This is a genomic window from Rathayibacter sp. AY2B7 (assembly GCF_002931635.1).
In the GTDB taxonomy this organism is placed as follows: Bacteria; Actinomycetota; Actinomycetes; order Actinomycetales; family Microbacteriaceae; genus Rathayibacter.
In genome coordinates this window covers 1-17,432 of the sequence record NZ_PSUC01000033.1, presented here as the reverse complement: position 1 = coordinate 17,432, position 17,432 = coordinate 1, and the positions used below count along the sequence as shown (strand labels likewise).

Sequence of the window (17,432 nt, the reverse complement as noted above, 5' to 3'; positions counted from 1 at the left end):
CCGCCCCCGGCGGACCCGCTACAGCTCGACGACCCCGTCGATCAGGGTCACCGTCGCGCCGCCGATCCAGATCGCGCCGTCCGTGCTCTCGACGCGCACGCGCCCGGCTCGGCCCAGCGCCGCACCCTGGGCGGCCGTGTAGCGCTCGGACAGCTCGCCGCTGCCGATCAGCCACTGGGCGATCCCCGCGTTGAGGCTCCCCGTCACCGGGTCCTCGGACACACCGGCGTCGGGGATGAACGCCCGCACCTCGACCGCGCACTCGCCTCCCGCCGGATGCTCGCCCACGACGCCGACGGGGAGCCCGGCGAGGAGAGCCTGGTCCGGCCGCAGCGCGAGGACCTGCTCCGCCGACGCGAGCCGCACGGCCAGCCAGCCGGGACCGTTGTCGACCCACTCGTGGTCGAGGATCTCCGCGCGCGGGATCCGCAGAGCCGCGGCCACCCGCTCGAGCGTCGCCTCGTCGACCGGTCCGGTCCGCCGGCGGGGCGGGGCGGCGAAGGCGATGCCCTCCTCCGTCACCCGCAGTCGGACGAGACCCGCGGCGCACTCCTGCACGAGCTCCCCCGCCGCGCGGGCCGTCCCTCCGGCCGCGAGCCAGGCGTGCGCGCTCCCGAGGGTCGGGTGCCCGGCGAAGGGCAGCTCCCCGCCCGGCGTGAAGATCCGCAGCCGGTAGTCGGCCGCGGGGTCGCTCGGGCGGAGGAGGAAGGTCGTCTCGGACAGGTTCGTCCAGCGCGCGAACTCCGCCATCGCGGCGTCGCCCACGCCGTCGCCGTCGACGACGACCGCTACCGGATTGCCCCGGAACGGCGCGGCGCCGAAGACGTCGACCTGAGCGAACCGCCGCGTGCTCACTGCTCGGTGATGTCGATCTCCTGCATGAGGTCGGCGTCGATCGCGACGCGGACCTTCTCGAGCAGGCCGTCGGGGGCGGGAGAGTCGATGGTGATCACCGAGAGCGCCTTGCCGCCCGCCTCGGTGCGCGCGATCTGCATGCCCGCGATGTTGACCGCGGCGTCGCCGAACTCGCGGCCGTAGACCGCGACGATCCCGGGGCGGTCGACGTAGCTCATGACGACGAGGTGCTTCGCGAGGGGGACCTCGACGTCGTAGCCGTTGATCGCCACGATCTTCTCGACCTGCTTGGTGCCGGTCAGCGTGCCCGAGACCGAGATCTGCGAGCCGTCCGAGAGCGCGCCGCGCAGCGTGATCACGTTGCGGTACTCGTCCGAGACCGGCTCCGTGATCAGGCGGACCTCGATGCCGCGCTGCTCCGCGAGCACCGGCGCGTTGACGTAGGACACCGTCTCCGAGACCACGTTGGTGAACACGCCCTTGAGAGCCGCCAGCTTGAGGACCTTCACGTCGTAGCCGGCGAGCTCGCCGCGCACCTCGACGTCGATGGAGGTGACCGGCGAGTCCGCGAGGCCCGAGAAGACCTGGCCGAGCTTCTCGACCAGCGGGATGCCGGGGCGCACGTACTCGTCGATCACGCCGCCGGCGACGTTCACGGCGTCCGGCACGAGCTCGCCCGAGAGCGCGAGGCGCACCGAGCGGGCGACCGAGACGCCGGCCTTCTCCTGCGCCTCGTCGGTCGAGGCCCCGAGGTGCGGAGTGACGACCACGTTCTCGAGGGCGAGCAGCGGCGATCCGGTCGGCGGCTCCTTGACGAACACGTCGAGTCCGGCGCCGGCGATGGTCTTCGCGACGAGCGCGCGGTGCAGCGCGTCCTCGTCGATGAGGCCGCCGCGGGCCACGTTCACGATGAACGCCGACGGCTTCATCAGCGCCAGCTGATCGTCCGAGATCATGCCCGTCGTCTCGGGGGTCCTCGGCATGTGGATCGTGATGAAGTCGCTCTCGGCCAGCAGCTCCTCCAGGGAGAGGAGCGTGACGCCGAGCTGCTGCGCGCGGGCGCTGGTCACGTAGGGGTCGTAGGCGACGACGTTCACCCCGAAGGCCTGCAGGCGCGCGGTGATCAGCGCGCCGATGCGGCCGAGGCCGATGATGCCGACGGTCTTCTCGTAGAGCTCGACGCCCGTGTACTTCGAGCGCTTCCAGAGGCCCTGCGCGAGCGCGCTGTGCGCGGCGGGGATGTGGCGGGCGAGGCTCAGGATGTGGCCGACGGTGAGCTCGGCGGCCGAGATGATGTTCGAGGTCGGTGCGTTCACGACCATGACGCCCGCGGCGGTCGCGGCGGTGATGTCGACGTTGTCCAGGCCCACACCGGCGCGGGCGATCACCTGGAGCGAGGGGGCCGCGGCGATCGCCTCCGCGTCGACCTGCGTCGCGGAGCGCACGAGGATCGCGTGCGCCGTGGCGAGGGCCTCGAGCAGCGCCGGGCGGTCGGTGCCGTCCACGGAGCGGATCTCGAAGTCGGGACCGAGCGCGTCCACGGTGGCGGGCGAGAGTTCTTCGGCGATCAGGACGACCGGCTTTGTCACGAGAGGCGCTTCCTTCGGAGAGGGGACGGAGCGGGCACCGAGGCGGGGGCGTCGGCAGCCCCCCGTCACTGTAGCGGAGGGGTGCGCGCGCCCCGCGCCGTGTGACGCCGCCGGTCAGCTCAGCGAGACCAGGCTCTCGACGCCGAGGACGAGCTGCACGTCGAGCGAGAGCGCCGCCGAGAGGCAGAGGGCCGCCGCGAGCAGTCCGACGCGCACCGGGAGCCCCCGGCGGCGCCCGAGCAGGACGGCGGCGACGAAGCAGGCGACCGGCAGCACCAGGCCGAGCAGGAGCACCGCCCAGCCCGTCGGGTTCAGATCGGTGCCGAGGGAGGCCGCGTAGCTGCGCAGGCCGATCAGGTTGCCGACCGCCTCCCAGACGTCCCAGGCGAAGAAGAGCGCGAACACCACGGCGACGAGGACGGAGACGGCCAGGCGCCGGCCGGGCCGGTCGCGCCGGCCGGTCCCGCCGAGGGTGGCCCGGGTCGAGTCGGTCATCAGGCCCCCTTCAGGAACGGCAGCGGAGCGAGGAGGACGAGTCCGGCGACCAGCCAGAGCACGCGGGTGCGCACCCGCGCGTCGCGGGTGGCGAGGAGCACCACGGCGAACCACACCGGCGGCGCCAGGACCGCCAGCCAGAGCCCGAGCGAGTAGAGGGCGCCGCCGAGCGCATCGCCCGCGAAGCCGGCCGCGGCGACCGGCGACTGCCGCGTCGCCGTGATCGCCCAGGCGATGGCGTACAGGAGGTAGAGGCCGGCCGCGATGCCCGCGGCGATCAGCAGAGCGGACGAGGACGCGGCCTCGTCGTCGGGGTCCTCGTCCTCGGAGTCGTCGTCGTCCGAGCCGTCGTCCGCCGGGCCCGCCCCCGCGACCGTGCGGGGCGTCCGGCGCACGCGCGCCGTCCCCGCGGCGAGCGTCGGGTCCGCGCCCTCGCCCGCCCACTCCAGGGCCTCGTCGTCGGCGTCGTCCTCCGGGCCGGCGTCCGGCCCGCGGTCCACCGGCGGGGTCGCCGCGTCGTCGTCCTCCGGGGAGCGGCCCGGTCCACCATCGATCACCGCAACACCCTAGCCGCGCGCACCTCGCAGGAGGCTCGGAGCCCGCCGCCGCCTCCCCGACACCCGGCGGACACCCCGCGTCCTCCCCCGGGGGCGAGGCTGAGCGGATGGACGACCGCCGCCGCCGCTTCGTCGCCCTCGGCGACTCCTTCACGGAGGGGGTCGGCGACCCGCACCCGCGCCTGCCGAACGGGGTGCGCGGCTGGGCCGACCGCGTCGCCGAGCGCCTGGCGAAGGCCGAGCCGGGCTGGGAGTACGCGAATCTCGCCGTCCGCTCGAAGCGCCTCGCCCAGATCACCGAGGACCAGCTCGCGCCCGCCCTCGCGCTCCGCCCCACGCTGATCACGCTGTACGCCGGCGGCAACGACATCCTCGACCTCGGCACCGACACCGTCGATCTGATCACCCGCTACGAGGCGCTCGTCGACGCGCTCGCGACCACCGGCGCCTCCCTCGTGCTCTTCACGGGCGTCGACATCCCGGGACTGCCCGCCCCGCGGATGTTCCTGCGTCGCAACCACCTCTACAACAGCGCCGTACGCCGGATCGCCCGCGAGCGGGGCGCGATCCTCGTCGACTACTGGGCGATGCGGGAGTTCCACTCCCCCGTGCTCTGGTCGCCCGACCGGATGCACCTCTCCAAGCGCGGGCACCGCGTCCTGGCCGGTCGCGTGCTCGACACGCTCGGCGTGCCGCACACGATCTCGACCGGGCCCTGGGACACCCCCGAGCCGCTCCGCCTCCGCGCGCGGCTGCGCGAGCAGCGCCGCTGGGCCGCCGACTGGGTACTCCCCCTTGTCGGCCGCAAGCTGCGCCGGGTGACGCTCGGCGACCACCTCTCGCCCCGGTGGCCGGACCCCGTCCTCGTCCCGCCGAAGGGCGGTCTCCGCCGTCTCGTCCGCGAGCTCGAGCGGTAGTCGCGCCCCGGACGCGGAGGAGCCCCGGCCCGGCGAGGGGATCCCGGTGGACGGGTCCCTCGTCGGGCCGGGGCTCCCCCGGTCGACGCGGTGCGACTAGCGCGCGACGCTGCCGTCGGTGTAGTCCTCGTCGGTCTGCTTCCAGGCGAAGAGCTTGCGCAGCTCGCGGCCGGTCTCCTCGATCGGGTGCTTCTCGCCCTTGGCGCGCAGCTCCTGGAACTCGGGTCCGCCCGCGTCCTGGTCGCCGATGAAGCGCTTCGCGAAGGCGCCGCTCTGGATGTCGCCGAGGACGGCCTTCATGTTCTCCTTCACGCGCGGGTCGATGACGCGCGGGCCGGAGACGTAGTCGCCGTACTCGGCGGTGTCGGAGACGCTCCAGCGCTGCTTGGCGATGCCGCCCTCCCACATGAGGTCGACGATGAGCTTGAGCTCGTGCAGCACCTCGAAGTAGGCGATCTCGGGCTGGTAGCCGGCCTCGACGAGGGTCTCGAAGCCGTACTGGACGAGCTGCGAGGTGCCGCCGCAGAGCACGGCCTGCTCGCCGAACAGGTCGGTCTCGGTCTCCTCGGTGAAGGTGGTCTTGATGACGCCGGCGCGGGTGCCGCCGATGGCCTTCGCGTAGGACTTCGCGGTCTCCCAGGCGGTGCCGGTCGCGTCGTTCTCGACGGCGATGATGTCCGGGATGCCGCGGCCGGCGACGAACTCGCGGCGCACGGTGTGGCCGGGGGCCTTCGGCGCGATGAGGATGACGTCGACGCCCGCGGGCGCCTCGATGTAGCCGAAGCGGATGTTGAAGCCGTGCGCGAAGGCGAGGGTCTTGCCCTCGGTCAGCGCGGAGGCGATCTGCTCGCTGTAGATCGCGCGCTGGTGCTGGTCCGGCGCGAGGATCATGATCAGGTCGGCCCAGGCCGCGGCGTCGGCGACGCTCTTGACCTCGAAGCCGTCGTCCTCGGCCTTGGCGGTCGACTTCGACCCCTCCTTCAGCGCGATGACGACCTGGACGCCGGAGTCGCGGAGGTTCTGCGCGTGCGCGTGGCCCTGCGAGCCGTAGCCGACGATCGCGACCTTCTTGGACTGGATGATGGAGAGGTCGGCGTCGGCGTCGTAGATGAGCTCGGTCACGTGGTGAGTCCTTTTCTGTAGTGGAGAGTTCGCGGTCAGTTCTTGAAGACGCGCTCGGTGATCGACTTGGAGCCGCGCCCGATGGCGAGCAGGCCCGACTGCGCGATCTCCTTGATGCCGTAGGGCTCGATCACCCGCAGGAACGCGTTGGTCTTGCCGGTGTCGCCGGTGACCTCGATCACCAGGGCATCCGTCGCGACGTCGACCACGCGGGCGCGGAAGAGCGTGACGGCCTCGAGCACCTGCGAGCGCGTGACGTTGTCGACGCGGACCTTGACGAGCAGGTGCTCGCGCTGGACCGACTGGTCGGTGTCGAGCTCGACGATCTTGATCACGTTGACGAGCTTGTTGAGCTGCTTCGTGACCTGCTCGAGCGGCAGGTCCTCGACGTCTACGGCGACCGTGATGCGCGAGAGCCCGTCCAGCTCGGTCGGACCGACCGCCAGTGACTCGATGTTGAAGCCGCGGCGGGCGAACAGCCCGGCGACACGGGTGAGCAGTCCCGGCTTGTCCTCGACGAGCAGGGAGAGAACGTGGTGCGTCATGCGGGTCTACTCCTCGTCGTCCCAGGTCGGGCTGTGGTCTCGGGCGTACTGGACGTAGCTGTTCGAGACGCCCTGCGGGACCATCGGCCAGACCATGGAGTCGCGGCTGACGACGAAGTCGATCACCACGGGCCGGTCGTTCGTGGCGATCGCGAGGCGGATGGCGTCGTCGATCTCCTCCGGCTTGGTGACGCGGATGCCGAGCGCGCCGTACGCGTCGGCGAGCTTCACGAAGTCGGGCACCCGCACGGTGTCGTGACCCGTGTTGAGGTCGGTGTTCGAGTAGCGGCCCTCGTAGAACAGGGTCTGCCACTGGCGCACCATGCCCAGCGAGGAGTTGTTGATCACCGCGACCTTGATCGGGATGTCGTTGATCGTGCAGGTGGCGAGCTCCTGATTGGTCATCTGGAAGCAGCCGTCGCCGTCGATCGCCCACACGGTGCGGTCGGGCTCGCCGACCTTGGCGCCCATCGCCGCGGGCACGGAGTAGCCCATGGTGCCGGCGCCGCCCGAGTTGAGCCACGAGTTGGGGCGCTCGTACTGGATGAACTGCGCGGCCCACATCTGGTGCTGACCGACTCCGGAGGCGAAGACGCCCTCGGGCCCGGTGATCTCGCCGATGCGCTTGATCACGTACTGCGGGGAGAGCAGGCCGTCGTCCGGCTCGGTGTAGCCGAGCGGGAACTCGCTCTGCAGGCCCTTGAGGTAGCTCCACCACTCGGAGGTGTCGGCGCGGCCGTCCGCGGACGCCTTCGCGAACGCCTCGGTGAGGTCCGGGAGGACGTCCTTGAGGTCGCCCACGATCGGCACGTCGGCGGTGCGGATCTTGGAGATCTCGGCCGGGTCGATGTCGACGTGCACGACCTTGGCGTGCGGCGCGAAGAGCGCCGCCTTGCCGGTCACGCGGTCGTCGAAGCGCGAGCCGAGCGCGAGGATCAGGTCCGACTCCTGCAGCGCGAGCACCGCGGGGACGGTGCCGTGCATGCCGGGCATGCCCAGGTGCTGCTCGTGCGAGTCGGGGAACGCGCCGCGCGCCATCAGCGTGGTGACCACGGGGACGCCGCACGCCTCCGCGAACGCCTTCAGCTCGGCCGCCGCGCGGGCGCGGATGATGCCGCCGCCCACGTAGAGCACCGGCTTCCTCGACTCGACCAGCAGCTGGGCCGCGGCCTGGATCTGCTTGCCGTGGGCCTTCGTGACCGGACGGTACCCGGGCAGGTCGATCTTCGGCGGCCAGAGGAACGGCGCCTGGTCCTGCTGCGCGTCCTTCGTGATGTCGACCAGCACGGGGCCGGGGCGGCCGGTGGTGGCGATCAGCGCGGCGGAGGCGAGGGCCGAGGGGATGTCCTCGGGGCGCGTCACGAGGATGGAGTGCTTCGTGATCGGCATCGTGATGCCGACGATGTCCGCCTCCTGGAACGCGTCGGTCCCCATGAGCGTCGAGAACACCTGGCCGGTGATCGCGAGCATCGGAACCGAGTCCATGTAGGCGTCCGCGATCGCGGTGACCAGGTTGGTCGCTCCGGGGCCCGAGGTCGCGATGCAGACGCCGAGCTTGCCGGTCGCCGAGGCGTAGCCCTCGGCGGCGTGGCCGGCGCCCTGCTCGTGGCGGACCAGGATGTGCCGGATCTTCGAGGAGTCCATCAGCGGGTCGTAGACCGGGAGGATCGCGCCGCCGGGCAGGCCGAAGACGTCCTCGATCCCGAGCATCTCGAGCGAGCGGACGACCGCCTGCGCTCCGGTGAGGACCTCGGCCGCGGGGGCGGCCCCGGGAGCGTGGGCGGGTCGGGGTGGCTGGGGCGTCGGTGCGGGCTGCACGGCGGACGGATCCGGAGTCATGCGGGTGTCGATTCCTTCAGGAGGTGGTGCGGCGGCGGGCAGAGCCGGAGGCGAGTGCCCGGGAACGCGAGTGCGCGGCCGGCCGGAGCGGGCCGGGTCACCCGGTGACGGCGCCCTCGGCTGCCGAGCGGACGAGCTTGGCGTACTTGGCGAGGACACCGCGGGTGTAGCGCGGAGGGAGAGGGGCCCAGCCTTCTCGGCGGGCGGCGAGCTCGGACTCGTCGACGAGTAGGTCGATCGAGCGAGCGGCGATGTCGACCCGAATCGGGTCTCCGTCGCGAACGAATGCGATGGGACCTGCGTCCACCGATTCGGGAGCTATGTGGCCGATGCACAGGCCGGTTGTGCCGCCTGAGAATCGTCCGTCCGTCAACAGTAGTACATCTTTTCCGAGCCCGGCCCCCTTGATGGCGGCGGTGATGGCGAGCATCTCGCGCATGCCGGGACCGCCCTTCGGGCCCTCGTAGCGGATGACCACCACGTCGCCCTTCTCGATCCGGCCCTCGGTCAGAGCGTCCATCGCGGCGCGCTCGCGCTCGAACACGCGGGCCGGACCCTCGAAGACGGAGGCGTCGAAGCCGGCGGTCTTGACGACCGCGCCCTCGGGGGCGAGCGAGCCCTTGAGGATGGTGAGCCCGCCCGTCGCGTGGATCGGGTTGTCGAGGGTGCGGATGACCTCGCCGTCCAGCGGCGCGATGTCCATCGCGGCGAGGTTCTCGGCGACCGTCCTCCCGGTGACCGTCAGGCAGTCGCCGTGGAGCAGCCCGGCGTCCAGGAGCGCCTTCATCACGGCCGGGACGCCGCCGTGGCGGTCGACGTCGTTCATGACGTACTTGCCGAAGGGCTTGAGGTCGCCGATGTGCGGGATCGTGTCGCCGATGCGGTTGAAGTCGTCGATCGTGAGGTCGACCTCGGCCTCGTTGGCGATCGCGAGCAGGTGCAGGATCACGTTGGTCGACCCGCCGAAGGCCATCGCCACCGCGATCGCGTTCTCGAACGCCTCCTTGGTGAGGATGTCGCGGGCCGTGGTGCCGTTGCGCAGCAGCTCGACGACGGCCTCGCCGGACTTGCGGGCGAAGTAGTCGCGGCGGCGGTCGGCGGCGGCGGGCGAGGCGGAGCCGGGCAGGCTCATGCCCAGCGCCTCGGCGACGCTGGCCATGGTGTTGGCGGTGTACATGCCGCCGCAGGAGCCCTCGCCCGGGGCGAAGGCGCACTCGATGCGCTTGGCGTCCTCCTCGGACATGATCCCGGCCTTGACGCCGCCGACGGCCTCGAAGGAGTCGATGATCGTGATGTCCTTCTCGGTGCCGTCCGAGAGCTTGACCCAGCCCGGGGCGATCGAGCCGGCGTAGACGAACACGGCGGCGAGGTCGAGGCGGGCCGCGGCCATCAGCATGCCGGGCAGCGACTTGTCGCAACCGGCCAGCATGACGGTCCCGTCCAGGCGCTCGGCCATCATCACGGTCTCGACGGAGTCGGCGATGACCTCGCGGGAGACGAGCGAGAAGTGCATGCCCTCGTGCCCCATCGAGATGCCGTCCGAGACGGAGATGGTGCCGAACTGGAGCGGGTAGCCGCCGCCGGAGTGCACGCCCTCCTTCGCGGAGCGCGCGAGGCGCTCGAGCGAGAGGTTGCAGGGGGTGATCTCGTTCCACGAGGACGCGATGCCGATCTGGGGCTTCTCCCAGTCGTCATCGCCCATCCCGACCGCCCGCAGCATCCCGCGCGACGTCGTGGCCTCGATGCCGTCCGTGACGGTGCGCGAGCGGGGCTTCCAATCGATTTCCGGCATGCGATGAGGCTACCGCCTCGCGCGCGGTGCCCCTGCTCGCCGGGCGGACCCGGACCGGCCTGCGCACCCGTCCCGGCCCCGGCCTCCGGCAGCGGCACCGGATGCGGACGTCCCCGCGGATCTCCGACTCGTCGCGAACGGCCGCTCCCCGCGTCGGCGGACGGCCGTCCTCGGCGAGTCGGCGGTCCGGGACCCGCCGGCGCTGACCGCAGGGAGGGGGCTGCTACTCCGCGCGCAGATCGGCCAGCAGCCGGAGCGCGTGCGCGACCTGCTCGGGACCGCGGACCCGGTAGGAGGCCGCGGTGGTGCCCTCGCCGCTCTTGATGCCGACGTCGCCGGAGCCGAGGACCGCGAAGGCGTCCTCGTCCGTCACGTCGTCGCCCGCGTAGAGGACGGCGGTCGCGCCGGTGTAGCGGCGGAGGTGCTGCACGGCCTCGCCCTTGGTGGTCGAGCGGACCGAGAACTCCAGGACGTTCTTCCCCTCGCGGACGGTGACCCCCTGCACCTCGGCGCGCGCCTCGGAGAGGGCGACGACGTGGGCGACGCGGCTGTGGCGCTCGGTCGCGAGGCGGGTGTGCAGGGCGAAGCCGGCGGGCTTGTCCTCGATCCAGACGTTGTCGATCCCGCGGGCGATGCCCTTCAGGACGTCCTCGAGCACTCCCACCTTCTCGAGCTCGTCGTCGTCGAGCCGGACCGCGTCCTCCTCGGGGTCGAGGCGGATCTCGATGCCGTGGGAGCCGACCAGCAGCGCCTCGTCCGGCAGCTGCGAGACCTCCTCCAGGCTCCCGAGCGCCCGGCCGGAGACCAGCGCGACCCGGGTGCCGGGGAGGGCGAGGAGCCGCAGCACGGCCTCGCGCGCCTCGGGGAGCGCTCGCGCGCGGGCGGGGTCGTCGACCTCGGGCGCGAGAGTGCCGTCGAAGTCGAGGGCCACCAGGAGCCGATCGGCCGCGGCGAGCTCCCGCAGCGCCGCCGCGAGCCGCTCGGGCACTCCCTCGCTCATCGCGCGCCGCCGTCGAGCTCGCGGTCGTCGGCGGCCTCCCGCTCGAGCTCGGCCGCCTGTCCGTGGGCCGCGTCGTCGCGGTGCTCGGCCTCCTGGCCGTGCGGCGCCTCCTGCCCGCGGGCGGCGGGCCGCACGTCGAGCTGCTGGCCGGCCGCGTGCTCCGCGAGAGCGGAGAGGAACGACTCGGACCAGCGCGCCACGTCGTTCTCGAGCACGCGGCGACGGAGCGCGCGCATGCGCCGGGTGCGCTCGACGCGCGGCATCCGCGCCGAGGCCTCCATCGCGTCCTTCAGCCCCGAGATGTCGTGCGGGTTCACCTGCACGGCCTGCTTGAGCTCGTCGGCCGCTCCGGCGAACTCGCTCAGCACGAGCACGCCGTCGTTGTCGAAGCGGGAGGCGACGTACTCCTTCGCGACGAGGTTCATCCCGTCCCGCAGCGCCGTGACGAGCATGACGTCGGCGGCGAGGTAGAGCGCCACCATCTCCTCGCGCGGATAGCCGTGGTGGAGGTAGCTGATCGCCGGGTGCCCGAGCGTGCTGTAGTCGCCGTTGATCCGGCCGACCTGCAGCTCGATGTCGTCGCGCAGCTGCCGGTAGGTGTCCACGCGCTCGCGGCTCGGGCTCGCGACCTGGACCAGCACCGCGTCCTCGGAGGTGAGGCGGCCGTCCGCCAGGAGCTCGCCGAAGGCCTTCAGGCGGTGGCCGATCCCCTTGGTGTAGTCGAGCCGGTCGACGCCGAGCATGATCGTCGCGGGGTTGCCCAGCTCGGCGCGGATCTCGGCGGCGCGGGCCTGGATCTCGGGGGTGCGCGCCATCGCCTCGAACGACGCGGAGTCGATCGAGATCGGGAAGTGCCGGGCGACGACCGGGCGCACGCTCGCCCCGCGCCGCGAGCGGTTGACGCGGCGGGTGCCGCCGACGGCCTCCTCCTCGACCGGGACCTCGACGACCGTGCTGCGGGTGTCGTAGCCCAGCAGGCGCCGGACCGCGCGGAGGAAGCTGCCCGCGTCGCCCTGGCGCTGGAAGCCGATCACGTCGGCGCCGAGCAGGCCCTCGACGATCTGCCGGCGCCACGGGAGCTGCGCGAAGATCCCGTAGGGCGGGAACGGGATGTGGTTGAAGAAGCCGATCGTGACGTCGGGCCGGAGCTCCCGCAGCATCTTCGGCACGAGCTGGAGCTGGTAGTCCTGCACCCAGACCACGCCGTCCTCCTCCGTCACGGCCGCGGCCGCCTCGGCGAAGCGCTGGTTGACCCGCACGTAGGCGTCCCACCAGTCGCGGTGGTAGGTCGGGGGCGCGATCACGTCGTGGTACAGCGGCCAGAGCGTGTCGTTCGAGAAGCCCTCGTAGTAGTCCTCGAGCTCCTGCGCGCTGAGGGCGACGGGGACGATCTGCACGCCGTTGTCGACGAACGGCGCGACCTCCTCGTCGGCCACGCCGGGCCAGCCGACCCAGGCGCCCTCGTTCGCGCGCATCACGGGCTCGAGCGCGGTGACCAGCCCGCCGGGCGAGGTCTTCCAGGAGGCGGTGCCGTCCTCGGCCACGACGCGGTCCACGGGGAGGCGGTTCGAGACGACAACGAACGCGTTGCGCTCGGTCCCTCCCGAGGTCCCGGCGTCGGTCCTGTCAGCGGCGGAGGAGGCGGAGGCGGAGTGCGGAGGAATGGTGGTCCCTTTTCGTCGGTCGAGCCGTCGTCGTGCCCGTCGAGGCTAGCAGCCGGCCCCGCACGGGGGACGGGGGGTCAGCCCTGCACGAGGGCGAGGGCGAGCGTCGCTCCGCCCACCGTCGGGACGACCGCGACGAGTCCGAGGAGCGCGTACTGGCGCCACGAGACGTGCACGCCCAGCGCGGTCAGCCTCTGGTGCCAGAGCAGGGTGGCGAGCGAGGCCCACGGGGTGATCAGCGGTCCGGCGTTCACGCCGATCAGCAGGGCGACCAGGCGGAGCGGATCCGCCGCGACGGGCTCGAGGGCGAGATAGGCGGGCAGGTTGTCGACCAGGTTGGAGGCGACCGCGCCGGAGCCGGCGAGGCGCAGCAGGTCGAGCGTCCCGCTCCCCTCCCCCGCGACCACGGCGAGCGCCGCGCCCAGCCCGAGCTGGTGCGCCGCCTCCATCGCCACGAAGAGGCCCGACGCGAACACGACGAGCTGCCACGGCAGGAGGGCGGGCGTGAGCGCCGCGGGACGGCGCACCGCGAAGAGGACGATCAGCGCGACCGCGGCGACCGTCGCCGGGATCCACACCTCGAGGCCCGAGACGAGCGCCGGCAGGAGCAGCGCCACGACGATCCCCGCGCCGACGAGCAGCACCCGGTCCCCCACCGGCGTCCGCTCCCCCGGGGTGTAGCGCCCGGCCAGCTCGCGCCGGTAGCGGATCGCGAGGATCAGCACGGGCACGACGGCCGCGACGAGCGCGGGCACCGCGGTCAGCGCGGCGAAGGCGAAGGGGCCCTCGACCCCCAGGCGCCGCTGCGCGAGCAGGTTGGTGAGGTTCGAGACGGGGAGGAGGAGGGAGGCGCAGTTCGCCAGCCAGACCGTGGCCATCGCGAACGGCAGGGGCGGGACGCGCACGTGCGCCGCGAGCAGGACCACGACCGGGGTCAGGAGCACGGCGGTCGTGTCGAGCGAGAGGAACACCGTGCTGACGACGGCCATCGCCACCACCAGCAGCCAGAGCACCGCGGTCCGCCCGCGGCCCCACTCGGCGGAGCGCTCGGCGACCACGGTGAAGACGCCGGCCTCGGAGGCCAGCTCGGCGACCACGGTCACCGCGACCACGAAGCCGAGGATCGGCGCCGTCCGCTCGACCAGCTCGCCCAGCGCGTCCATCGGGAGGACCCCCGTGACGACGGCCACCGCCCCGACGACGAGCAGCACCGCCCCGATCACAGCCGTGCGCATGTCGTTCCCGTTCTCCTCGGCGTGCCCCGGCTCGAGGATTCGGGTCCCGGCGGCGGTCCACCGTAGCGGGACAACCCCTCGGTGGTGTCAAGCGTTCCTCTGAGAGCTTTCGCACCCGCTAGCGTCGGGGTGAACACAGGAGGCACACGCATGCGCAAGTTCATCCTCAACTCCAGCGTCATCAGCGCTATCGTCGGCGGCTGGTCGATCCTGCAGACCACGCGCAAGGGCCCGCGCGACTGGCGCCTGGCCCTGCAGTGGGTCAGCTGGGCCATCTCGGTCACCGTCGCCCTGGGCTCCGTGTCCTACGACTCGAAGGAGATCGTCAAGGAGGAGCGCGGCAAGAAGCGCGACCGCTAGGCCCTCCTGACGCGCCGCCTCCCCGCGGGGCGGCGTGTCAGCCGGTCTCCCGACCCGGTGGCGGCGACACTGTCCTCAGTCGCTGCCGGCACGGGAAACGGGGTTCGTCATGAGGTTTCGTCTGAGGCGTCGCAAGGCGGCCCCCGAGGTCGTCGAGGCGGCCCCCGTCCTCACGCAGGACGAGCTCTTCGCCGTCGTCCACGAGCGGCTCGCGGCCTTCGTCGGATCCGAGGGCGCCTGGGTCGTCACGCGCCGCAGCCACGACGACCGCGACCCGATCTTCCACGGGATGCTCGCGCGCTCCCTCGCCCACGAGCTCTCCGCCGCCATCCAGGAGGAGCAGCTCCGCGCCGGCGCCGAGCGGACGTCGTCCCCGGTCACCGAGGCGATCCCCGTGATGCGCGCCTCCACTCCCCCGGTGGAGCCGGCCGCCCTCACCTGGGAGCCGAAGCCGATCGCCGTCTGGGCGGAGCCGGCCCCCGCCGACGTCGCCGTCGACACCCCCGTCGCGACCCGCTCCTGACTCGCGCGGTCGGCCGGCGGGCTCGCCCTCCGGCCGACCCGACGAGCGACGTCGCCCTTCCCGCTGATCGAGGAGGCGGCGCAGCCGCCGTCCCGAGATCCCCCGCGGCCGCCCCTCCCCCGGCCGCCCGTCAGAGCGTCGGCCAGCTCCCGGGGCCCTCGCTGCCCGCCGGGTACTCGTCGAGCGGCACCCGGTCCGCGTGCCACGCGTCGATCGCGGGCTGCACGATGCGCCAGCACTCCTCGGCGGCGTCCCCGCGGACCGAGAGCGACGGGTCGTCGTCGAGGATCCCCGAGATGACCTCGCCGTACGCCAGCAGCTCGCCCGCGCCGAAGGTCGCCTCCAGCGAGGCGCGCTCGAGCGTGTACGGGTCGCCGGGGCCGTTGATGTTCAGCTCGAGCGACATCTGGTCGGGCGCGAGGAACAGCCGCAGCACGGACGGCGCCTCGGTGCCTACGAAGCCGCGGGGCAGGTGCGGCACCGGCTTGAAGCGGATGACCACTTCGCGTCGCCGCTCCCCGAGCGCCTTGCCGGAGCGGAGGGTGAACGGCACGCCGGCCCAGCGCCAGGTGTCGATCTCGACGACCAGCTCGGCCAGCGTCTCGGTCCTGCGAGCGGGGTCCACGCCCTTCTCGTCCGCGTAGGCGGGCAGCTCGCGTCCGTCGATCGTCCCCGCTGTGTATCGGGCGCGGCGCGAGCTCGCGGCGGGGTCGTCGCCGTGCAGGCGGGTGGCGCGCAGGACGATCGACTTCGCGTCCCGGAGGTCGGCCGCGTCGAGCGAGGACGGCGGCTCCATCGCGATCACCGCGAGGACCTGCAGCAGGTGGCTCTGGATCATGTCGGTCAGCGCGCCCGCGCCGTCGTAGTAGCTCGCCCGCCCCTCGAGGGCCAGCTGCTCGTCGTAGACGATCTCGACGCTCTCGATGTGCTCGGCCGACCACAGCGGCTCGAGGATCCGGTTCGCGAAGCGCAGGCCGAGCACGTTCATCACGGTCGCGCGGCCGAGGAAGTGGTCGACGCGGTGGATGCGGTCCTCGGGGACCAGCGCGGCGAGGCGCTGGTTGAGGGCGTGCGCGCTCGCCTCGTCGGTCCCGAACGGCTTCTCCAACGCCAGCACGGTGCCCTCCGGCAGGTCGTGGGCGGCGAGCGCCTCGCAGGCCTTCGCCGCGATCGCCGGCGGGAGGGCGAAGTAGACCGCCACCGGACCGTCGCAGCTCGCGAGCAGGGCGGCGAGCGCCTCCGGATCGGTGACGTCGACCTGCTGGTAGCGCGTGCCGGAGGTGAGCGCGTCCACGCCCTCGCCCTGCGCCTCGACGGTGGCGAAGGAGGCGGTCAGCACCTCGTGCCAGTGCTCCTGGGTCCAGTCCTCGCGTCCCGCACCGACGAGGTGGACCCGCCGGTCGGTCTCGCGCGTCAGCAGCTGGCCGACGGCGGGGAGGAGGAGCCGCGAGGACAGGTCCCCCGTCGCTCCGAGGATGAGCAGGGTCGAGACGGTCTGTGCCATGCGGCTCACCCTACGGCGGCGCTGAAGAGCCCCGCTCCGCCTTGACTGGGAGGCCACAGCCGCACCTGAGAGGATCGCCGCATGGTCTCCCCGATCGAGGACTACGCCGTCCTCTCCGACTGCCGCACGGCCGCTCTCGTCTCCCGCGACGGGGGGATCGACTGGCTGTGCCTGCCGCGCTTCGACTCCGCCTCCGTCTTCGGCGCCCTCCTCGGCGGCGACGACCAGGGGCGCTGGTCGCTCCGGCCGGTGGACGGGGAGGCGACGAGCGAGCGCCACTACCTCGGCGACACGCTCGCGCTGGTCACCCGGTGGACGACGCCCACCGGCGTCGTCGAGGTGGTCGACGTGATGCCGCTGCGCGACGAGCGCGCCGAGCTGGTGCGCCGGGTGCGCGGAGTGTCGGGGACCGTCCGGATGCGGCAGGAGCTGCGCATCCGCTTCGACTACGCCCGCACCATGCCGTGGGTGCGGCAGGAGGGGACGGACGAGGATCCGCTGCTCGTCGCCGTCGCCGGGCCCGACGCGGTCGTGGTGCGCGGAGTGCGGTTGAAGGCCGTCGACCACGCCCACGCGGCGGAGTTCGACGTCGACGCGGACGCGGTCGTCGACCTCTCGATGGCGTGGTTCCCCTCGCACCAGCGGGCGCCGAAGCGCCTCGACGTCGACCGCGCGCTGGAGCGCACGCTCTCCTGGTGGTCCGAGTGGGCGTCGGCGATCGACTACGACGGGCCGCACCGCGACGCCGTCGTCCGCTCGCTGCTGACCCTCCGCGCCCTCACCGACGACGAGACCGGCGGCATCGTCGCGGCGGCGACCACCTCGCTCCCGGAGCAGTTCGGCGGCGCCCGCAACTGGGACTACCGCTACGTCTGGCTCCGCGACGCCTCGCTCACCCTGCAGGCCCTGCTCGCGCACGGGTTCGAGCAGGAGGCGCAGAAGTGGCGGGCCTGGCTGCTCCGCGCGGTCGCGGGCGCGCCGGAGGACGTGCAGATCATGTACGGCCTCGCCGGCGAGCGCGACCTGCCCGAGCGGGAGATGCCGAGCCTGCCCGGCTACGACGGCGCCTCCCCCGTGCGGATCGGGAACGCCGCCGTCGACCAGTACCAGGCGGACGTGATCGGCGAGGTGATGGTCGCTCTGCACGAGGCCCGCGTGGCCGGAGTGGACGAGACGGAGTTCTCCTGGCCGCTCCAGCGCGCGCTCCTGGGCTTCGTCGAGACCAACTGGCAGCGGCCGGACAACGGCATCTGGGAGATCCGGGGCGAGCCGCGGCACTTCACGCACTCGCGGGTCATGATCTGGGCCGCGCTCGGCGTCGAAGCCCTGGGCCTCGATCTCGGCGCGCACCTCGTCGCGGAGGCGCTCCCAGGTCTCGACCGGACCGGGCAGGCCGTTCTCGCGCACGGCGCGGACGCCCCGATCGAGCGCGGCC

16 protein-coding genes are annotated in these 17,432 nt (G+C 72.8%); 4 read left to right on the top strand and 12 right to left on the bottom strand.

Annotated features, from left to right (window positions below):
* Positions 1-18: 18 nt before the first annotated feature.
* The 4 genes from C5C27_RS07785 to C5C27_RS07770 form a co-directional block, all read right to left on the bottom strand.
* Positions 19-855 carry a PhzF family phenazine biosynthesis protein gene (locus C5C27_RS07785; RefSeq protein ID WP_104314056.1) on the bottom strand — a complete coding sequence of 279 codons (837 nt, stop codon included), beginning with the start codon at positions 853-855 and terminating at the stop codon, positions 19-21.
* Positions 852-2,444, bottom strand: coding sequence for a phosphoglycerate dehydrogenase (gene serA, locus C5C27_RS07780; protein ID WP_104223535.1), 1,593 nt, complete (start codon positions 2,442-2,444; stop codon positions 852-854). Before serA ends, C5C27_RS07785 begins: the two co-directional genes overlap by 4 nt.
* A 114-nt stretch (positions 2,445-2,558) precedes the next feature.
* Positions 2,559-2,939, bottom strand: coding sequence for a hypothetical protein (locus C5C27_RS07775; protein WP_104314055.1), 381 nt, complete (start codon positions 2,937-2,939; stop codon positions 2,559-2,561).
* Positions 2,939-3,496, bottom strand: a complete 558-nt coding sequence (locus C5C27_RS07770; protein WP_104239277.1) for a DNA polymerase III subunit gamma/tau — start codon at positions 3,494-3,496, stop codon at positions 2,939-2,941. Before C5C27_RS07770 ends, C5C27_RS07775 begins: the two co-directional genes overlap by 1 nt.
* 107 nt (positions 3,497-3,603) lie before the next feature.
* Between C5C27_RS07770 and C5C27_RS07765 the strand changes: the two genes are divergently transcribed.
* Positions 3,604-4,413 carry an SGNH/GDSL hydrolase family protein gene (locus C5C27_RS07765; RefSeq protein WP_104314054.1) on the top strand — a complete coding sequence of 270 codons (810 nt, stop codon included), beginning with the start codon at positions 3,604-3,606 and terminating at the stop codon, positions 4,411-4,413.
* 96 nt (positions 4,414-4,509) lie between these two features.
* Here the strand turns inward: C5C27_RS07765 and ilvC are convergent, their stop codons facing one another.
* From ilvC to C5C27_RS07730, 7 genes are all read right to left on the bottom strand, one after another.
* Positions 4,510-5,535: a ketol-acid reductoisomerase gene (gene ilvC, locus C5C27_RS07760; protein ID WP_104223539.1), complete on the bottom strand. Its 1,026-nt coding sequence runs from the start codon at positions 5,533-5,535 to the stop codon at positions 4,510-4,512.
* Positions 5,536-5,570: 35 nt separating this feature from the next.
* Complete coding sequence (gene ilvN, locus C5C27_RS07755) at positions 5,571-6,080, bottom strand: acetolactate synthase small subunit (RefSeq protein WP_104314053.1); 510 nt, start codon at positions 6,078-6,080, stop codon at positions 5,571-5,573.
* Positions 6,081-6,086: 6 nt separating this feature from the next.
* Entirely contained in the window at positions 6,087-7,919 is a 1,833-nt protein-coding gene (locus C5C27_RS07750) for an acetolactate synthase large subunit (RefSeq protein WP_104314052.1), read from the bottom strand.
* Between the two features lie 97 nt (positions 7,920-8,016).
* Entirely contained in the window at positions 8,017-9,711 is a 1,695-nt protein-coding gene (gene ilvD / locus C5C27_RS07745; protein ID WP_104233215.1) for a dihydroxy-acid dehydratase, read from the bottom strand.
* A gap of 223 nt (positions 9,712-9,934) precedes the next feature.
* Entirely contained in the window at positions 9,935-10,711 is a 777-nt protein-coding gene (gene otsB / locus C5C27_RS07740; RefSeq protein WP_104226245.1) for a trehalose-phosphatase, read from the bottom strand.
* The gene (locus tag C5C27_RS07735) at positions 10,708-12,267 is read right to left on the bottom strand and encodes a trehalose-6-phosphate synthase (RefSeq protein ID WP_308471189.1); all 1,560 of its coding nucleotides are present in this window, start codon (positions 12,265-12,267) and stop codon (positions 10,708-10,710) included. The genes otsB and C5C27_RS07735 overlap by 4 nt, the downstream gene beginning before the upstream one ends.
* 185 nt (positions 12,268-12,452) lie before the next feature.
* Positions 12,453-13,610, bottom strand: a complete 1,158-nt coding sequence (locus C5C27_RS07730) for an SLC13 family permease (protein ID WP_104314050.1) — start codon at positions 13,608-13,610, stop codon at positions 12,453-12,455.
* A 150-nt stretch (positions 13,611-13,760) separates the two neighbouring features.
* Between C5C27_RS07730 and C5C27_RS07725 the strand changes: the two genes are divergently transcribed.
* Positions 13,761-13,970: a hypothetical protein gene (locus tag C5C27_RS07725; RefSeq protein ID WP_104223546.1), complete on the top strand. Its 210-nt coding sequence runs from the start codon at positions 13,761-13,763 to the stop codon at positions 13,968-13,970.
* A gap of 109 nt (positions 13,971-14,079) precedes the next feature.
* Positions 14,080-14,493 carry a hypothetical protein gene (locus tag C5C27_RS07720; RefSeq protein WP_104233213.1) on the top strand — a complete coding sequence of 138 codons (414 nt, stop codon included), beginning with the start codon at positions 14,080-14,082 and terminating at the stop codon, positions 14,491-14,493.
* 130 nt (positions 14,494-14,623) lie between these two features.
* On the opposite strand, the gene C5C27_RS07715 is transcribed toward C5C27_RS07720, so the two are convergent.
* A complete protein-coding gene (locus C5C27_RS07715; protein ID WP_181133476.1) occupies positions 14,624-15,997 on the bottom strand; it encodes a glucose-6-phosphate dehydrogenase in 1,374 nt (457 codons plus the stop codon).
* Positions 15,998-16,078: 81 nt separating this feature from the next.
* Here C5C27_RS07715 and C5C27_RS07710 point away from each other — a divergent pair.
* Positions 16,079-17,432: glycoside hydrolase family 15 protein (locus C5C27_RS07710; RefSeq protein ID WP_104314049.1), on the top strand; the 1,354-nt coding region annotated here is incomplete at its 3' end.

What these genes read in the sequence shown, in the direction of transcription:
- C5C27_RS07775 (WP_104314055.1), bottom strand. Translation starts at nt 2,939, where the DNA reads ATGACCGACTCGACCCGGGCCACCCTCGGCGGGACCGGCCGGCGCGAC.
- C5C27_RS07765 (WP_104314054.1), top strand. Translation starts at nt 3,604, where the DNA reads ATGGACGACCGCCGCCGCCGCTTCGTCGCCCTCGGCGACTCCTTCACG.
- ilvN (WP_104314053.1), bottom strand. Translation starts at nt 6,080, where the DNA reads ATGACGCACCACGTTCTCTCCCTGCTCGTCGAGGACAAGCCGGGACTG.
- C5C27_RS07750 (WP_104314052.1), bottom strand. Translation starts at nt 7,919, where the DNA reads ATGACTCCGGATCCGTCCGCCGTGCAGCCCGCACCGACGCCCCAGCCA.
- ilvD (WP_104233215.1), bottom strand. Translation starts at nt 9,711, where the DNA reads ATGCCGGAAATCGATTGGAAGCCCCGCTCGCGCACCGTCACGGACGGC.
- otsB (WP_104226245.1), bottom strand. Translation starts at nt 10,711, where the DNA reads ATGAGCGAGGGAGTGCCCGAGCGGCTCGCGGCGGCGCTGCGGGAGCTC.
- C5C27_RS07730 (WP_104314050.1), bottom strand. Translation starts at nt 13,610, where the DNA reads ATGCGCACGGCTGTGATCGGGGCGGTGCTGCTCGTCGTCGGGGCGGTG.
- C5C27_RS07725 (WP_104223546.1), top strand. Translation starts at nt 13,761, where the DNA reads ATGCGCAAGTTCATCCTCAACTCCAGCGTCATCAGCGCTATCGTCGGC.
- C5C27_RS07720 (WP_104233213.1), top strand. Translation starts at nt 14,080, where the DNA reads ATGAGGTTTCGTCTGAGGCGTCGCAAGGCGGCCCCCGAGGTCGTCGAG.
- C5C27_RS07715 (WP_181133476.1), bottom strand. Translation starts at nt 15,997, where the DNA reads ATGGCACAGACCGTCTCGACCCTGCTCATCCTCGGAGCGACGGGGGAC.